This is a genomic window from Agromyces sp. NPDC055661, assembly GCF_053618135.1.
In genome coordinates, this window is record NZ_JBSHHC010000001.1 from 2717506 (window position 1) to 2735373 (window position 17868).

Sequence of the window (17868 nt, forward strand, 5' to 3'; positions counted from 1 at the left end):
GCGAAGGGCCCCGTCGGCGATGCCGGCGGGGCCCTCGTGTCTGCGGTGCGATCGCACTCCGGCGCCGGCGCGGTGTCGGAGAACCCGGGAAGCAGGCGGAACGGAGCCCCGCAGAAGCACCTGCGGGGCTCCTCCCTCGGTGGCGGACGTTCGGGGGGTCGCATCCGTCACCTCGTCACTCGACGGACCGAGGCGACCTCTTCGACGAAGGTTCCCTCTCGGCCGCAGCGTAACCCGGTCCGAGGAATCGGACCACAAAAAGTGAGCAATGCTCACCCACCAATTCAGGGGTCAACGGAGCCCCGCCGTGAGAAGGTGAGTGCATGGTCGAGTCGCAGTCGGATGCCGCGGGCCGCGCGCCCGCCGGCCGTGCCAGCGCCACGTCGAAGATGCTCGCGCATCCGTTCATGCGCACGACGTTCGCGACCGAGGAGTCGGTCTACGGCGTCATCCTCGTCTCGGGCATGATCGTGGTCGCCGGCGGCCACGGCGAGTCCTCGTGGTCGGTGTTCTGGACCGTGCTCATCACGGTGATCGTGTTCTGGGCGGCCCACGTCTACGCCGGCACGGTGGCGCGGCACGGCCTCGACCACGAGCGGGTGATCGGGCTCCGAGAGGCGTTCCGTATCTCCTTCCGGCGCTCGCTCGGACTGCTGGCGTCGGCCCTCATCCCGTCGGTCATCCTCCTCCTCGGCGCCACGCGCGCGATCCCTGACCAGTACGCGATCTGGACCGCGCTCTGGGTCGGCGTGGGGGTGCTCGCCGTGCTCGGCTGGATCGCCTTCTCGCGGCGTGGGTCGTCCTGGCCCATCCGCGTGGCTGGGGCGCTCGGCACGGCGTCGTTCGGCATCGCGATGATCGTGCTGAAGGCCTTCATCCACTGAGGGCCCCTCCGACGGACCCGACGGAATCCCCTCGAACGGGGGAACCGGAATCCGCGCGAATCCACTGACCGCGCGAGCCCTGGGAGCGATATCGTCATCCCAACGGGAGGGGGCCCGAGATGGCCGACATGAGCACGAGTGAGCTCCAGGCGCGGGTCGCCGAGCTCGAGGCGGAGAACCGGGCGCTCCGGTCGGATGCCGATGCCGCCGCGGCCGCGCTGGGTGCGACACCGTCCGAGGAGCCGCCGGCGCGCCGGAGTCGAGGGCGGGGCCGCACGGCCGCCGCGATCGTGCTGGTCGTCGTCGGCCTGCTCCTCGCGCCGGTCGCAGTGATCGCCGGCTGGGCGAGGCTCGAGCTGGTGGACACCGACCGGTTCGTCGCGACGTTCGCTCCGATGGCCGAGGATCCCGACGTGCAGGCGTTCATCGCCGACCAGGTGACCGCCGCCATCGAGGAGCAGGTCGACATCCCGGCCCTCACGGCCGACCTCTTCGACGGCCTCAAGCAGCTCGACCTGCCGCCGCGCGCCGCGACCGCGCTCGGACTGCTCGAGCAGCCCGCGACGCAGGGCCTCCAGTCCCTCGTCTCGGGCGTCGTCGACCGCATCGTCACGTCCGACGCGTTCGAGGACATCTGGGCGGCGGCGCTCCGTGCGTCGCACACGCAGTTCATCGCGGCCGTGCAGGGCAGCCCCGACGCGGCGCTCGAGATCGGCAGCGGCGGCACGCTCTCGGTGCAGCTCGGCCCGATCGTCGAGGCCGTCAAGCAGCGCCTCGTCGACCAGGGGGTGGGCTTCGCGTCCGCGATCCCCACGGTCGACAAGAGCATCGTCGTCGCGCAGAACGACGCGTTCACGCTCGTCCAGACGGTGTACGCGCTCGCGGTCGCCGCGGGCACGTGGATCCCGTGGATCTGCCTCCTCCTCCTCGTGGCCGGCGTGCTCATCGCGAAGAACCGGCCGAAGGCGCTCGTCTGGACGGCCGGCGGCCTCGCGCTGAGCATGGGGCTGCTCGCCGCCGGGGTCGGCGTCGGCCGCCTCTACTTCGTCGGCGCGGTGAGTCCGTCGATCATGCCGAGGGATGCCGCGGAGTCGCTCTTCGACGGACTGGTCGAGCTCATGATGTCGACCATCCTCGCCCTCTTCGTGCTGGCGTTGCTCGTCGCCGTGATCGCCTGGTTCTCGGGGCCCTGGCGCCCCGCCCGCGCGGCCAGGGAGTTCGCCGGATCGGGATTCTCGGCCGTGCGACGCTCCGCGGCCAAGCGCGGCATCACCACTGGTGCGTTCGGCATCGCGCTCGACCGCTGGCGCGGCGTGGCCTACCTCCTCATCGCGCTGGTCGCCGCGGCCGTCGTATGGTTCAACCGGCCGGTGACGCTCGGCGTCGTGTTCTGGACGCTCGTGCTCGCGCTCGTCGTGCTGCTGATCGTCGAGCTCCTGCGCCGCCCGGCCGACGAGGTCGCGGAGACCACGGCCGAGGCGGCCGCCGCCGAGGTCGCCGCCGACGCGGCATCCGATGACGAGGCCGACACGCTCGTGCTCGCCGAGGGCGTGGTGGTCGACACGGGGGAGTCGACGACGCCGCCGGCGAGTCCGTCCGATCCCGCACGTCGCACCGACTGAGCCCGGCGGGCCGGGTTAGGCTCGCCGAGGAATGAGACGCACGACGATCGCCCTGCTGGCTGCCCTCGAGGCATCCGTCGCGGCGCTCATCGGTCTCGGCATCGTGCTCGTGCCGCTCATGCTGCTCTGGGCGATGCACTTCGAGCTCGCCGTCGATGCGGGCGTGTTCCTGCGCACGTCGGCCGATGTGTGGCTGCTCGGCCACGGCGTCGATCTCGTGGTGCAACTCGACCCGGTCACCGCCGGCCGCATCCCCGTTCCGGGCGCCGGCGACCCGTTCCCGATCACGATCGCGCTGCTCGGCTTCGCCCTCATCACCGTGGCCTTCGGGCGCCGCATCGGGCGCCGCTCGGCGGCGGGCGGTCACTCGTTCAGCGGCGGAGTCGCCGCCGTCGTCGTCTTCGTCGCGGTCGGCGTCGGGCTCGCGCTGCTCGCGGGCGACGACGCCGCCCGCGCCGACGTCTGGCAGGCGGCGTGGCTCCCGGCGGCGATCATGGCGCTCGGCGTCGTGATCGGCGCGGTCGGCGAGGTGCTGCGCACGTCGGGCACGACGGATGCCGCGACCGGGCTCGTGCGCCGGGCGCTCGCCGTGATGCCCGCCGGCCTCGTGGCCGGCGGCCGCGCGGCCGTCCGGATCGGCGCGGGCGCGGTCTTCGGCATGCTCGCGATCTCGGCCGTGCTCGTCGCCGTGCTCATCGCGCTGGACTACGCGACGATCGCGGGCCTGTACCAGGCCCTCGGCGCCGGCGTCGACGGCGGGATCGCCCTCACCGTGGCGGAACTCGCGCTCCTGCCGAACCTCGTGATCTGGGCGGCGGCGTGGCTGCTCGGACCGGGCTTCGCGATCGGCACCGGCACCCTCGTCGCTCCCGGCGGGACGCTGCTCGGGCCGGTGCCCGGCATCCCGGTGCTCGGGGCGCTGCCGACGGATGCCCCCGCGCTCGGCGCCCTCTGGCTCATCGTGCCCGTGCTGTTCGGCTTCGTCGGCGGGTGGCTCGTCGGCAGCGGCGAGGACCCCGATCGCGACGTGCCGCGCGCTGCCGGATGGTGGGCGCCGCTCGCCGTCGCCGTCGCGGCATCCGTCGTCGCCGGCGTCGTCATGGGCCTGCTCGCGTGGTGGTCGGGCGGGGCGGCCGGGCCGGGTCGACTCGCCGACGTCGGACCCATACCGCTGCCCGTGGCCGGGGTCGCCGCGGCGACCGTCGGGATCGGCGCGCTCGTCGGGACCTACGCCGCCCGGTTCCGCGGCCGACGCGACGAGTTCGACGATCGCGATGACGTCGAGCCGCGGCCGAGCGCGCTGGCCGACCTCGTCGACCGCTGACCCCCACGGCGTCGCGGACGGAGTGCTAGCCTGCGCGTGACGGCACGATCGAGGGGGTTCGATGTCGACACCGACCACGCCGGCGCCCGCGCCCGCACCGGCGTCGAATGAGGGCAAGGGCCTCGCGACGGGGACGCTCGGGCTCTTCGGATCGACGGTCATCGGCCTCGCGTCGACGGCTCCCGTGTACTCGCTCGCGGCGACGCTCGGATTCGTGGTGCTCGCCGTCGGCGAGCAGGCGCCCATCGCCTTCGTGATCGCATTCGTCCCGATGCTGCTGATCGCGTTCGCGTACCGCGAGCTCAACCGCGAGATCCCCGACTGCGGCACGACCTTCACCTGGGCGACGAAGGCGTTCGGACCGTGGGTGGGGTGGCTGGGCGGCTGGGGCGTCGCGGTCGCCGGCACCGTCGTGCTCGCGAACCTCGCGCAGATCGGCGGCATCTACTTCTGGCTGCTCGTGGCGCCCGACCTGGCCGAGAACGTGTTCGTCGTGACGCTCACCGGTGTCGTGTTCATCGCGCTCATGAGCTGGATCAGCTGGCGGGGACTCGAGATCGGCGAGCGCATGCAGAACGTGCTGCTCGGCATCCAGTACCTCGCCCTCATCCTGTTCGTCGTGTTCGCGGCCTGGCACGTCATCGCCGGCACCGCTCCCGAGGGCTCCACGACACCCCAGCTCAGCTGGTTCAACCCGTTCGCGTTCACCTCGTTCGACGCGCTCGTGCAGTCGGTGCTGCTGGCGCTGTTCATCTACTGGGGCTGGGACACCTGCCTCGCCCTCAACGAGGAGACGCGCGACCCGAAGCGCATCCCCGGGCGCGCGGCGGTGCTCACGACCCTCATCCTGCTCGTGACCTACGTGGGCGTGACCGTGGCCGCGATGTCGTACGCGGGGCTCGGCGACACCGGTATGGGACTCGGCAACGAGGGCAACGCCGACGACGTGTTCTTCGCGCTGAAGGACGCGCTGTTCGGGCCGTGGGCGTGGCTGCTCGTCGTCGCGGTGATGATCTCCGCCATCTCGTCGACGCAGACGACGATCCTGCCGACCGCCCGCGGCACGCTCGCGATGGCGGTCTACAAGGCGCTGCCCAAGCGGTTCGCGACGGTGCATCCGCGCTACCGCACGCCTTCGTTCTCGACGCTGTTGATGGGCTTCGTCGCCATCGTCTTCTACGTCGGGATGACGCTCATCAGCGACAACATCCTGCAGGACACGATCCTCTCGCTCGGCCTCGCGATCGCGTTCTACTACGCGATCACGGGCTTCGCGTGCGTCTGGTACTTCCGGTCGACGCTGTTCACGTCGTGGCGCAACTTCTGGAACCGGCTCGTGTTCCCGCTGGTCGGCGCGCTGCTGCTGACGGGCGCGTTCATCTACTCGGCGATCGACATGCTCGACCCCGACTACGGTTACACGGTGCTCCTCGGCGTGGGCGGCGTGTTCGTCGTCGGCGTCGGATCGCTCCTGCTCGGCGCCGTGCTCATGGTCGTGTGGTCGTTCTTCGCCGAGGCGAAGCCGTTCTTCCGCGGCGAGTCGCTCAACCGCGACACCGAGGTGCTGGTGCCCGACGACGAGCTGGCCGTGCCGCGGTCGATCGACGGCGGCGTCTGAGCGCGGAGCGCGCGGGCGGCAGGGCAGCGCCGGCGGCCGGGCACGCCGGCGGCCGCGGCATCCGAGCGGCGGATGCCCCGCACGGTGCGCATCCGCGCAGCGGGTAGGCTCGAGGAGTGCAGAAGCTCGTCGTGCTCATCTCGGGCACAGGCTCCAATCTCCGCGCCCTGCTCGAGGCCTCAGAAGACGCCGAGTTCCCGGCGCGCGTCGTCGCCATCGGCGCCGACCGCGAGGCCGACGGCCTCCTCCTGGGCGAGGAGTTCGGCATCCCGACCTTCACGGTCCCGTTCACGGCGTATTCCGACCGGGAGTCGTGGGGTGCGGCGCTCATCGAGCAGGTGCGCCACTGGGAGCCCGACCTCGTCATCCTCTCGGGCCTGATGCGGCTCGTGCCGCCCGCCGTGGTCGACGCCTTCTCGCCGCACCTCATCAACACGCACCCCGCGTACCTGCCCGAGTTCCCCGGGGCGCACGGCGTGCGCGACGCGATCGCCGCCGGCGTCGACCAGACCGGGGCGAGCCTCATCGTCGTCGACAACTCCGTCGACGGCGGCCCCATCATCGCGCAGGAGCGCGTGCCGGTGCTTCCCGACGACACCGAGTCGACCCTGCACGACCGCATCAAGCCCGTCGAGCGTCGCCTGCTCATCCAGGCCGTGCTCGACATCGCCAACTCGCATCTCGACCTGAAGGAACTGAGCAGAAGATGAGCAGCGGCCACTCGATCGACCCGAGCCTCTACCGGGAGCGCGACCGGGTGCCCGTTCGCCGTGCGCTCGTGGCAGTCAGCGACAAGCGCGGCCTCGTCGAGCTCGCGTCGGCGCTCGTCGACGCCGGCGTCGAGATCGTCTCGACCGGCGGCACGAGCGCCGCCATCGCCGAGGCCGGCCTGCCCGTGACGCAGGTCGCCTCCGTCACCGGCTACCCCGAGCACCTCGACGGGCGCGTGCGCACGCTGCACCCGGCAGTGCACTCCGGCCTCCTGGCCGACCTGCGCCTCGAGCACCACGAGCGCCAGCTCGCCGAGCTCGCGATCAAGCCCTACGAGCTCGTGGTCGTGAACCTCTATCCGTTCGCCGAGACGGTCGCCGCCGGTGCCACGCTCGACCAGGCCGTCGAGCAGATCGACATCGGCGGCCCGGCCATGGTGCGCGCCTCGGCGAAGAACCACGCGAACGTCGCCGTCGTCGTCTCGCCCGACCGCTACGACGAGCTCGTCGAGGCGGTCCGCGGCGGCGGCACCACGATCGCGCAGCGCCGCGAGCTGGCCCGCGAGGCGTTCCGGCACACGGCGACCTACGACATCGCCGTCGCCTCCTACCTCGGCAGCGTCGTCGCGCCCGACCAGGCCGTCGACGTGTCGCCGTTCCCCGCCTGGGTGGGCGGCTCGTGGACGAAGACCGCCGACCTCCGCTACGGCGAGAACTCGCACCAGCAGGCGGCCCTCTACTCGTCGCAGGGCGGTCGTCCCGGCATCGCGCAGGCCGTGCAGCTGCACGGCAAGGAGATGTCGTACAACAACTACGTCGATGCGGATGCCGCGGTGCGCGCCGCCTTCGACTTCGACGAGCCCGCCGTGGCGATCATCAAGCACGCCAACCCGTGCGGCATCGCGGTCGCGGCGCCCGGGGCAGCCGACCCCATCGCCGACGCCCATCGCCGTGCGCACGAGTGCGACCCGGTGTCGGCGTTCGGCGGCGTGATCGCCGCGAACCGCACCGTGACGCTCGGCATGGCCGAGACGGTGTCGGGCATCTTCACCGAGGTGCTCGTGGCGCCGGCATTCGAGGCCGAGGCCGTCGAGCTGCTCACGCAGAAGAAGAACATCCGCCTGCTCACGCTGCCCGAGGACTTCTCGCCCACCGCGGTCGAGCTCCGTCAGGTCTCGGGCGGGATGCTGCTGCAGCAGGCCGACCGCCGGTTCGCGTCCTCGGCGGAGTGGACGCTCGCCGCCGGCGACCCCGCCGACGAGGAGACCCTCGCCGACCTCGACTTCGCCTGGCGCGCCTGCCGGGCCGTCAAGTCGAACGCGATCCTGCTCGCCTCGGGAGGCGCGTCGGTCGGCGTCGGCATGGGACAGGTCAACCGCGTCGACTCGTGCAAGCTCGCGGTCGAGCGCGCCGGCGACCGGGCCTCAGGGTCCGTCGCGGCATCCGACGCCTTCTTCCCGTTCGCCGACGGGCTCCAGATCCTCATCGACGGCGGCGTGCGCGCGGTCGTGCAGCCCGGCGGATCGGTGCGCGACGAGGAGGTCGTCGCGGCAGCGAACGCGGCCGGCATCACCATGTACTTCACGGGGGAGCGGCACTTCTTCCACTGAGCGCGCGGTCGGACGCGGCATCCGCTCACCGGCGGTACCCTTGAGGTGTGGCGCTCAGAAGGCGCCCGCACGGTTCCGCCCACGAAGCGGATGGACAAGGAGACCGATCGATGACGATCACCCACGCCCCGGCCACGCCTGCAGCCGAGGTCAGCGCAGCACTTCCCACTGAGGCCCCCGAGCACGAGCGCGTGCTCATCACCCGCGGCCCCCGCTCCGGCCTCACCATCATCGTCGCCGTGCACTCCACGCGCCTCGGCCAGGCCCTCGGCGGTGCGCGCCTCTGGCGCTACGGCCACTGGACCGACGCACTCGCCGACGCCCTGCGCCTCTCGCAGGCCATGACCATGAAGAACGCCGCGGCCGGCCTCGCGCGCGGCGGCGGCAAGTCCGTCGTGTGCATCCCCTCGGGCGTCACGCTCGACGAGCCGACCACCATCGCCGCGATGCTCGACCTCGGCGACGCCGTCGAGTCGCTCGGCGGCGCGTACATGACCGCAGAAGACGTCGGCACGAGCGCCGAGCTCATGGCCGTCGTCGCCGAGCGCACCGCGCACGTCTGCGGCCTCCCGCCCGAGCAGGGCGGCGTCGGCGAGCCCGCCGACGCGACCGCCGCGGGCGTCTACGCCTCGATCGTCGCGACGCTCGGCCACGTGTTCGGCTCGGACGACGTCGCAGGTCGCCACTTCGTCGTCGCCGGCCTCGGCCAGGTCGGCGGGCGCCTCGCGCGCAGCCTCGCCGCCGCGGGCGCCCGACTGACGGTGACGGATGTCGCGGAGTCCAAGCGCGCGCTCGCCGAGGAGCTCGGCGCCACCTGGGTCGCTCCAGAGGAGGCGCACCTCGTCGAGGCCGATGTGTTCGTGCCCTGCGGCCTCGGCGGCGTGCTCACACACGAGGTCGTCGACGCGCTGCGCGTGCGCGCGGTCGTCGGCGCCGCCAACAACCAGCTCGCCTCGCGCGACGTCGCCGCCCGCCTCACCGAGCGTCGCATCGTGTGGGCGCCCGACTTCGTCGCCAACGCCGGCGGCGTGATCTACCTCGACGTGGCCAGCGAGCCCGACGCCGACCAGGCCGCCCTTGACGCCCGGATCGCGGGCATCGGCGACACCGTGGCATCCGTGCTGAGGTCGGCCGAGGAGCACGGCACCACGACGCTCGCGGCCGCCGAGCGGCTCGCCCGCGGGCGCCTCGACGCCGCGCGCTGAGGGGCGGGCACCGGCCGATAGGCTCGGTGCCATGACGTCCCCCGCCGCCACGCCCCCGCCCGCCCCTGCCCGGTTCCGACCGGCGCCGAGCACGGGGCGGCGGGTGCTGGCGGTGCTCACGTCGTCCGCCGTGGTGGCGGTCTCGGCGCTGATCGTCGCGCTGTTCTCGTTCTTCGTCGGCAACGGCCAGGACCCGCGGATCTTCTCCCAGCTGTTCCCGCACTTCGCGCTCGTCGCACTCATCACGTGGCTGCTGCTCGCGATCGCGAACTCGCTCGGCGCGACGCGGGCGTGGTTCCTCGCGCTCATCACCGGCCTGACCTCGTCGTGCCTCGCGGCGCTGCTCGCCACCACCGTGACGGCGGCCGGCGCCGGCAACCCGCTCTCGGCACAGCTCTACCTGTTCGTGGTCGGCTCGCTCGTGAGCCTCAACCTCGTGTTCGTGCTCGCGGCGACCGCGGCGGAGGTGTTCCTCGCGCCGAAGGTGCTGCGCGGCATCCTGCGGTACGCCCCGAACCGCGCCCCGCGTCGCATGGCGCTCGTGCGCATCCCCGCCTCGAACCTCGACGAGGGACAGCTCACGCACCGCGAGCGCGTTCCGGTCGACACGGAGCTCGCCGACGAGCAGTGGGACAACTACTGCGCGGCGCTGCTCGCCGAGGGCTGGGAGACGCTCGAGATCGACGCGGCGCCCGAGCTCGCCGACTCCGTGTTCGTCGAGGACACGGTCGTGCTCTTCGGCGACCTCGCCGTGATCACGAGCCCCGGCGCGGAGTCGCGCCGCCCCGAGATCGAGGCGGTCGAGCGCACCGTGCGCGCCATCCCGGGGCTCACCGTGCAGCGCATCGAGCTGCCCGGAACGCTCGACGGCGGCGACGTGCTGAAGGTCGACTCCACGGTGTACGTCGGCGCGTCGAGCCGCACGAACGCCGAGGGCATCCGGCAGCTGCGCAACCTCCTCACGCCGCACGGCTACTCCGTCGTCGCGGTGCCCGTCACGAGGGCGCTGCACCTGAAGAGCACGATGACCGCCCTGCCCGACGGCACGATCATCGGCGACCCCGACCTCGTCGACGTGCCGAGCCTGTTCCCGCGGTTCCTGCCGGTGGGCGAGCCCGAGGGCGTCGCCGTCGTCGAGCTGTCGCCCGAGTCGCTGCTCATGTCGTCGGCCGCGCCGAAGACCGCGGCGATGCTCGCCGAGCTCGGCTACCGCGTCGTGACGGTCGACATCAGCGAGTTCGAGAAGCTCGAGGGCTGCGTCACCTGCCTGTCGGTCCGGGTCCGGTAGGCGACCCGATCAGGCGATCGACGGCGTCTTCACGCGTCCGTCGTGGAGCTCCAGCACGCGGTCGGCGCGGCGCACGAGCGCCGCATCGTGCGTCGTGACCACTGCGGCCACGCCGCGTGCGTGCACGAGCTCGCCGATGAGGTCCATCACGGTCGCCGCCGTGCCGCTGTCGAGCTGGCCGGTCGGCTCATCGGCGAGCAGCAGCTGCGGACGGGCGGCCAGCGCTCGCGCGATGCCGACGCGCTGCTGCTGTCCGCCCGAGAGCTCGTAGGGGCGCTGGGCCGCGTGCCCGCCGAGGCCGACGAGCCCGAGCGCCTCGGCGACGCGCGCGTCGCGCTCGGACGGAGGCATCCGCTGCAGCCGCAGGGGCACCTCGACGTTCTCGGCCGCCGACAGCACCGGGATGAGGCCGAACGACTGGAAGACGTAGCCGAGCCGGTCGCGGCGTACGGCGGCGAGCTCGTCCTCGCCGAGCGCGGACAGCTCGTCGTCGCCGAGGAGGACGCGACCCGCGGTCGGCCGGTCCAGGCCGCCGAGCAGGTTCAGGAGCGTGGTCTTGCCCGCGCCCGACGGGCCGGTCACGACGAGGAGCTCGCCGGGCCGCACTTCGAGCGAGACGTCCTGGACGGCGTGCACCGCCTCGCCGGCCGTCTCGAAGACGCGGCTCACCGCCTCGGCGCGCAGGGTGCTCATCGGTCCTCCTCGGGTGCGGCGCCGGCCACGGCGTCGGTGGGGGCGTCGGATGCCGGGGCGGCGTGGCGCCCGCGGTGCGATGGGGAGTCAGCAGGCCCGGATGCCGCGGACGGCTTGCCGGCCGCGGGCGTGCGTCGCGGCGGGGCATCCGCCCCCTCGTGGCCCGGCCACACGCCCACGTGATCGGGCTCGAGCGCGAGCCGCACGCGATCGCGGAGCGCGAGGTTCTGCACGAACTCGTGGGGGAGCTGCAGGCGGCCGACCCGGTCGAGCACCGCGAACTCCTCGGCGACGTGCTCCTCGGCGCCGTGCTCGTCGACGCGCGTGGAGCGGAGCACCTCGGTCGACGTGCGCCCGTCGCGGATCTGCACAGTGCGGCGTACGTGCCCCGACACCGTCGGGTCGTGGGTCACGATGAGCGTCGTCACGCCGAGCTCCTCGTTGACGCCGCGCATCGCCTCGAGCACCGACGCCGATGTGGCCTCATCGAGCTCGCCGGTCGGCTCGTCGGCGAGCACCACGAGGGGGGCGTTCGCGAGGGCGACCGCGATCGCCACGCGCTGCTGCTGGCCGCCCGAGAGCTCGGCCGGGCGTCGATCGCGCGCCTCGCCCACGCCCGTCAGCTCGAGCAGCTCGTCGACCCGCCGCGCGCGCTCGGCGCCACGATGCGTGCGCGCGACGTTCATCGCGAGGGCGACGTTCTCGCCCGACGTGAGGTAGGGCAGGAGGTTGCGCGAGGTCTGCTGCCACACGAATCCGACCGTGCGCCGCTGGTAGGCCACGCGTTCGCGCGATCCCATGGTGAGCAGGTCGTGGCCCGCGACCCTGGCGACACCGGCCGTGGCGGTGTCGAGCCCCGAGAGGATCGTGAGCAGCGTCGACTTGCCGGAGCCCGAGGCGCCGACGACGGCGACCATCTCGCCCGGGTCGACGCGGAGGTTCAGCCCCTGCAGGGCCTGCACCTCGACGCCGTCGGCGGTGAAGATCCGCACGAGGTCGGTGCACAGGATGTGCGGTTCCTTCGTCGTCTCGGCCACGCCGATCATCCTTCCTCCTCCTTGCGCATCGCGCGAGCCGCGTTGACGCGGCTCCCGATGCGCGCCGCGGCCCATGCCGCCGCGACCGACACGAGCACCGATCCGGCGAGCACCGCCGTGATGAGCCACGGGTCGTACGCGATGGCGGGCTGCGCATCGCCGCCCGTGAACGCACGCAGGTCGACGCCCTGCAGCACGACGACGGGCAGTACGACGCCGAGCGCGGCGCCCACGACGACGGCCACGACGGCCACGGGGCCGACCTCCCAGGCCACGAGCGCCTGCTCGCCCCGGCGACCGAGGCCGAGCGTCGCGAGCAGCGGCAGGAGCCGTTCGCGCGCCGGGCGGCCGACCACCAGCGTGAGCACGATCGCGAGCGCCGTGAGCAGGCTCGCGAGCACGATCGCGGCGACGAGCCCGACCACGAGGCCCTGCGCGGTGGCGCGGCCCGACAGCTCGTCGGCGAGGTCGTCGGGCGTGACCACGGTCGTGCCCTCGCCCGCGATGGACGCGAGGGCGGTCGTGACCGCGTGGGCGTCGGCGCCGGGCTCGAAGCGCACGAGCACCGTGCGCGGCACGAGCGTGTCGGTGAACGGCTCGGCGTTCGCCCTGTCCATGAGCACCCAGTTGGCGCGGGGGGAGTACGCCGTCCGGCCGTCGGCCACCCCGAGCACGCGGAACGCCTCGCCGTCGAGCTGCGCGGTGTCGGCCTGCTCGACGAGCCCGTCGACGATCCCCGAGAGGAGCACCGGCACGCCATCGTCGTCGGGCGCATCGCCGAGCGCCGCGGGCAGCGTGGTGGCATCGGCGCGGCCGGCCTGCACCGCGCGCATCTCGGCGGCGTCCACGACGATGAGGGTCGTCGAGCGCTGGCGGCCGTCGAGGGACAGGTCGGCGCCGCGGGTCGAGTACACGGGCGCGATCGCGTCGACCCCGGCCACGGCGCTGAATTCGTCGAGCTGCTCGAGGGTCAGGGGCATGCCCGTCACCGCGGCATCCGCCCCGACCTGCTGGGCCGCGGCGCGATCGACGCCGGACTGCACCGTGCCGAGCAGGACGGCCGAGAACACGGCGACCGAGACGCCGACGACCACCGCGAGCACGGGCACGAGACCCGCGCTCGGGTCGCGCAGCGCCCGCGCCGAGCCGAGGAACGGCACCAGGCCCGATCGAGCCGCCGTGGCGCGCAGGAGCCGGGCGAGGGGGATCGGGTAGAGGCGGAGCACGACGATGCACGCCACCAGCGCGAGCAGGAGCGGCACCGCCGCGAGGAGCGGATCCACGCCGGTCTCGGCGGCGGACGTCGCGAGCCCGCGCCGCAGGAGCAGCACCACGGCCGCCGCGGCGAGCAGCACGACGACGAGTTCGACGACCCATCGGAGCCTGCCGCCGCGGGCCCCGCCGAGGTCGGCGCGGGCGCGACGCAGCGGGCTGAGCGCGGGGGCCGACGCGACGAGCAGGATCGCCGGGGTCAGCGCGAACGCGGCGACGACCAGCCAACCGCCCGGCCCGGCATCGGCGGCGACGACCAGGGTGCCGACGATGCCGCCGAGCACGGCAGCGGGCACGCCGATCACGAGTCCTTCGAGGCCGAGGATGCCGCGGAGCTGGCCGGTCGAGGCGCCGCGCGCCGCGGCGAGCTCGAGTCCGGTGCGTCGCCGCTCGAAGACGACCCGGCCGCCGAGCACGAGCACGGCGATCATGACGCCGATCGGGCCCGACGCGATCGTCGCCAGCACGGCATCGCTCGCGGCCGCGGCGGCGGCCGCCTCGCCGAGCGCGTCGCCGAGCCCGCTGAGGAACCCCACATCGCCGACGATCGGGACGAAGCCGTCGAACTCGCCCGATCCGAGGCGGTGGACGGCGCTCGAGAACTCGCCGAGCTGCCCGCGCAGCTCCGCGGTCTCACCGGCGACGACCCGGTCGGGCTCGATGGGGATCCACGCCTGCATGATCGTCGGGAGGCTGACCTCCGCGAGGGCGGGCCACGATCCGGGGTCGACGAAGACGACGCCCGTGATGACCGGCGGCGCGAGCCCGTTGTCGACGACCGACGGCGTCAGCGCGCTCGTGAGGTGGGTCCAGATGCCGGCGTCGGGGTCGACCGCTGCGGCGGTGCCGATGAGCCGGATGGGCTGGTCGAGTGCGCCCTGGCCGAAGTACCGCACCTCCCCGAGCTTCCACTCCATGCGGTCGGCGACGGCGTCGATGAGCACCACGTCGAGCGGCGTCACGCCGTCGAGGCTGCCCTCGACGGGCGCGGGCCACTCACCCGACGCCAGCTCCACGTGCTCGCGAAGCCGCGGGTCGAAGCCGGGCATCACGCGGTAGACCGGGGAGCTCGGGCTCGCGCCCGGCACCCGCGCCTGCACCGGCCCCATGGTCAGCGCGGCGAGCGGCTCGCCCGTGACGCCCCGGAGCGGTTGGGGCAGGTCGTCGCGGATGCCGAGGAGGAGCTCCTCCTGGCGACCCCACTCCGCGTCGACGTCGTCGGCGAGCGACGTGCCGCCCGTCGAGGGGCCGGCGTCGGGGTGCGCGCGCGTCTCCATGGTGAGGTCGAGCTCGTTCGCCGGGAACTGGGCGAGGTGCTCGGCCAGCGCGGCGTCGTGCAGCGCGGCCACGGCTCGGGGGACCACGGTCGCGAGGAACGCCCCCACGAGCACGAGCACGGCCAGCGCGATGGATGCGCCGGGGCCGGCGAGGAACTGCCGGCGCAGCAGTCCGAGGACCGACAGGTGCGAACGGTGCCCGCTCATCGCTCCTCCTCCCGCAGGCCGGGCCGTGCAGCCACGCGACGCACGGATGCCGCGGCGCCCGCGCCGATCGCCGCGGCGAGGCCGAGGAAGGCGACGAGCACGACGGCCCAGGGCAGCCAGTCGACGTGGGCCGCGACGGGGAGTGCGGCCGGCGCTCCGGCGACGGACGCGCGTGCAAGCTCGCGGGCGGTCACGAACGCCGTGACGGCGCCGACGAGGACGCCCACCGCGCTCGCGGCGAGGACGGCGGCGGCGAGCTCGGCGAAGCGCGAGCGAGCCTGGAGCCCGGCGGGAACGCCCACCACGCGCAGTACGACGACCTCGCCGAAGCGGGCGCGGGCGAGCGCGGCGACCAGGGCGACGACGGCGACCAGGGCGAACAGCAGCGCGCCGACGGCGCCGACCCAGAGCGCGGCGAGGGCGGTCGCGATGAACGCCGAGGAGGAGGCATCCGCCGCCGTGCGCGTGGTGAGCGCCGCCGTGCGGTCGCGCTCGATCGTCGCGGCGACCCGGTCGGGCTCCGCCGTCGCGAGCCAGCGCTCGGAGAAGGCGGGCACGCCCGCGTCGGTGTCGAACGCTGCTCGGCTCAGCGCGCCGAGGTCGGCGAGGATGCCGGCGTCGCCCACGCCGGGGACGGTGTCGACGACCCCGGCGACCACGGCGTCGACGTCGGCGCCGCCGGTGAGCAGGCGGAACGCGAGCGGGTCGCCGGGCCCGGCGTGGATCTCGTCGGCGAGGGCCGCGCCGAGCAGCACGGGAAGGTGGTCCGTCGGGTCGGTCGTGGTCGGGATCCGCCCGCTCGGCCGGGTCGACGAGAGCTCGAGCGTGCCGTCCACCGCGAGGCCGCCCACGTCGGCGCTGCCGCCGTCGGTTGCGACGTCGTCGATCGCCACGGTCACGTCGTCGGTATCCTGCGCGCCCGAGAGCGACGCGGCGAAGCCGAGCAGGCGCAGGCCCGACGCATCGGGCAGCTGCGCCTCGGCCGTGCCGCCGCCGCCGGCGACCGCGAACTCCCCGGCCGGCAGGCGGCTCGCCGCGCCGTCGGCGCCGAGGACCCACGCCGACACGGCCACCGAGCCGGGCGTGCCGGCGGGCGCGTCGATGCGGACGCGGGCGGTCACGGCCTCGGCCTCATCGGGAAGCGCGGGTGCGGCGGCCTCGCCCGAGGCGACGAGCTCTCCCACGGCATCACCGCCACCGCGGCCGGCGACGTCGCCGCCGTCATGCTGCCCGGCCTGCGCCGACCACGCCCCGACCGGCAGCGCCACGATCGTCGTGGGCTCCGAGCCGATCCGCGCCTCGCCACGTGCGACCGGCAGGCTCGCCGTGACGCCCTCGACCTCGGCGAACGGGTCGACGAGCGCGAGCGGATCGTCGTCGCGCACCACGTCGCGCCCCGCGAGGACCACGCGCACGTCGCCCCCGGTCTCCACGGCCGATGCCGCCCGGTCGAACGCCTGCCAGCTCCCGGCGAACACCGCGGCGAGCGTGATCCCCGCGACGCCGAGCATCGCGACGAGCGACGCCGAGGAGTACGACGCCGCACGGCGGGCCAGCTGCCGCATGGGCAGCGCCGGTACGAGGCCCGTCGGACGCGCGCCGACGCGCTCGAGCAGCACTCCGATCGGACGCGTGAGCAGCTGCGCGGCGAGGCAGAGGGCGACGAGCACGAGCACGGGCGCGAGTACGGCCAGCGGGTCGACCTCGACCGTGCCCGCCGCGCTCCGCACGAGCGGCGAGCCGTGCAGGCGGAACTGCCACAACGACACCGCGGCGGCGACCGCGAGGAGCACGGCGCCGCCGAGGGCGGCGAGGCGCGGCGTCCGCCCGACCTCGTCGCCCGAGCCGCGCACCACGGGGCGGGTCGCGTCGCGCCAGGCCCGCCCGGCGGCGAGCAGCACGGCACCTGCGAGCGCCACGGATGCCGCGACGAGCGCGAGCGGCCACGCGCGGGCCTCACCGTGGCGGAGGAACCCGAGCACGACCTCGGCCGCGACCGCGCCGACGGCCGCCGCGGGGATGCCGACCGCGAGCACCTCGAGCGCCGTGTCGCGTGCGAGCCGACCCGCGGAGGCGCCGCGGGCGCGCAGCAGCACCGTCTCGCCCCGGCGCGACGACGCGAGCAGCGCGGCGAGCCGGTCGAGCGCGGCGAACCCGGCGAACGCGAGCAGGAGCAGGGGGAGCGGGGCGATCGCGCGCACGGCGCCCAGCCCGGCGAGCACGCGGTCGAGGGTGGCGCCGAGTCCGCCGAGCGCGACGAGACCGTCGGTGCCGATCGCCTCCTCCGCGCGGAGCGCCGGCTCCACGTCGGGCAGCGACGAGCGAAGCGCGGCCGCGGCTTCGGGGGTCAGGTCGCCCGCGTCGACGGTGGCCGTCCAGCGGACGATCGTGGCGGCGGGGAGGTCGTCCATCGCGTGGTCGCCCACGAGGAAGGGGCCGTCGCCGCCCTCGACCGCGCCGGTCGCGACGACCGGCTCACCGAACCAGGCGGGGTCGGTGGGGTCGACCGGCGACCAGGTGCCGACGACGAGCAGTCGCCGCGGACCGTCGCCGTCCTCCAGCACGACGACGTCGCCGACGCCGAGGCCGAGCGCGTCGGCGGCGGCCGCATGCAGCGTCGTCGGCTCGGCGTCCGCGGCGGCGGCGGCGGACACCGCCTCGTCGGCGTCGGGCCACGATCCGCTCGCGAGTTCCGCCCGGTCGGGCACGCCCGCATCGGCGAGCAGCACGGCGCCGAACGCGGTGCCGTCCTCGGTGACGGCGTCGACGGGCGCGGTCTCGACCGTGCGGGTCCAGGCGGCGCCGTGCGGCACGATCATGCGGTCGAGCACGGATGCCGCGGCATCCGCCTGCGCGCCGGCGTCGCGTGCGAGGCGGATCTGCCAGCGTGCGGCGGCGTCGGTGCCGGTGGTCGAGGCGAGTTCGGCGCGCAGGCCCGAGGTCGAGGCGCCCGCGAGCGCGTCGGCGACGCCCGCGCCCAGGCCGGCGAGGAGGAGCACCACGGCCGCGATCGACCCGAGCACGCCCGCGCGCGCGGCGGCGCGCGCGAACGCGATGCGCAATGCTCCCACGGGGTCTCCTCGTGACGTCGGTCCGGTCGCGCGAGGGCGTGGTGTAGGGC

General features: G+C 74.2%; 12 protein-coding genes. 8 read left to right on the top strand and 4 right to left on the bottom strand.

Features of this window, described 5'->3' with window-relative positions; genetic code table 11:
* Nucleotides 1-323 precede the first annotated feature (323 nt).
* The 8 genes from ACWGO8_RS12595 to ddaH all read left to right on the top strand — a co-directional run bounded on the left by ACWGO8_RS12595 (nucleotide 324) and on the right by ddaH (nucleotide 10261).
* Nucleotides 324-884 (top strand): hypothetical protein, encoded by a 561-nt coding sequence (locus tag ACWGO8_RS12595; RefSeq protein WP_452043349.1) that lies wholly within the window; start codon nucleotides 324-326, stop codon nucleotides 882-884.
* A gap of 128 nt (nucleotides 885-1012) precedes the next feature.
* The gene (locus ACWGO8_RS12600; RefSeq protein WP_452043350.1) at nucleotides 1013-2506 is read left to right on the top strand and encodes a hypothetical protein; all 1494 of its coding nucleotides are present in this window, start codon (nucleotides 1013-1015) and stop codon (nucleotides 2504-2506) included.
* Nucleotides 2507-2537: 31 nt separating this feature from the next.
* Entirely contained in the window at nucleotides 2538-3830 is a 1293-nt protein-coding gene (locus ACWGO8_RS12605) for a cell division protein PerM (protein ID WP_452043351.1), read from the top strand.
* 61 nt (nucleotides 3831-3891) lie between these two features.
* Entirely contained in the window at nucleotides 3892-5448 is a 1557-nt protein-coding gene (locus tag ACWGO8_RS12610; protein WP_452043352.1) for an APC family permease, read from the top strand.
* Nucleotides 5449-5564: 116 nt separating this feature from the next.
* Nucleotides 5565-6158 carry a phosphoribosylglycinamide formyltransferase gene (gene purN, locus ACWGO8_RS12615; protein WP_452043353.1) on the top strand — a complete coding sequence of 198 codons (594 nt, stop codon included), beginning with the start codon at nucleotides 5565-5567 and terminating at the stop codon, nucleotides 6156-6158.
* Nucleotides 6155-7768 (top strand): bifunctional phosphoribosylaminoimidazolecarboxamide formyltransferase/IMP cyclohydrolase, encoded by a 1614-nt coding sequence (gene purH / locus ACWGO8_RS12620; protein WP_452043354.1) that lies wholly within the window; start codon nucleotides 6155-6157, stop codon nucleotides 7766-7768. Before purN ends, purH begins: the two co-directional genes overlap by 4 nt.
* 110 nt (nucleotides 7769-7878) lie before the next feature.
* A complete protein-coding gene (locus tag ACWGO8_RS12625) occupies nucleotides 7879-8973 on the top strand; it encodes a Glu/Leu/Phe/Val dehydrogenase dimerization domain-containing protein (RefSeq protein ID WP_452043355.1) in 1095 nt (364 codons plus the stop codon).
* A 31-nt stretch (nucleotides 8974-9004) separates the two neighbouring features.
* On the top strand, nucleotides 9005-10261 hold the full coding sequence (ddaH, locus tag ACWGO8_RS12630; RefSeq protein ID WP_452043356.1) for a dimethylargininase: 1257 nt from the start codon (nucleotides 9005-9007) through the stop codon (nucleotides 10259-10261).
* Between the two features lie 9 nt (nucleotides 10262-10270).
* Here ddaH and ACWGO8_RS12635 read toward each other — a convergent pair whose 3' ends face one another.
* From ACWGO8_RS12635 to ACWGO8_RS12650, 4 genes are read right to left on the bottom strand one after another with little or no spacing between them, the layout of a single operon-like run.
* Nucleotides 10271-10954, bottom strand: coding sequence for an ABC transporter ATP-binding protein (locus ACWGO8_RS12635; protein ID WP_452043357.1), 684 nt, complete (start codon nucleotides 10952-10954; stop codon nucleotides 10271-10273).
* The gene (locus ACWGO8_RS12640; RefSeq protein WP_452043358.1) at nucleotides 10951-11991 is read right to left on the bottom strand and encodes an ABC transporter ATP-binding protein; all 1041 of its coding nucleotides are present in this window, start codon (nucleotides 11989-11991) and stop codon (nucleotides 10951-10953) included. The genes ACWGO8_RS12635 and ACWGO8_RS12640 overlap by 4 nt, the downstream gene beginning before the upstream one ends.
* 5 nt (nucleotides 11992-11996) lie before the next feature.
* Nucleotides 11997-14747: an FtsX-like permease family protein gene (locus ACWGO8_RS12645; protein WP_452043359.1), complete on the bottom strand. Its 2751-nt coding sequence runs from the start codon at nucleotides 14745-14747 to the stop codon at nucleotides 11997-11999.
* Nucleotides 14744-17818: a hypothetical protein gene (locus ACWGO8_RS12650; RefSeq protein WP_452043360.1), complete on the bottom strand. Its 3075-nt coding sequence runs from the start codon at nucleotides 17816-17818 to the stop codon at nucleotides 14744-14746. The genes ACWGO8_RS12645 and ACWGO8_RS12650 overlap by 4 nt, the downstream gene beginning before the upstream one ends.
* Nucleotides 17819-17868 lie beyond the last annotated feature (50 nt).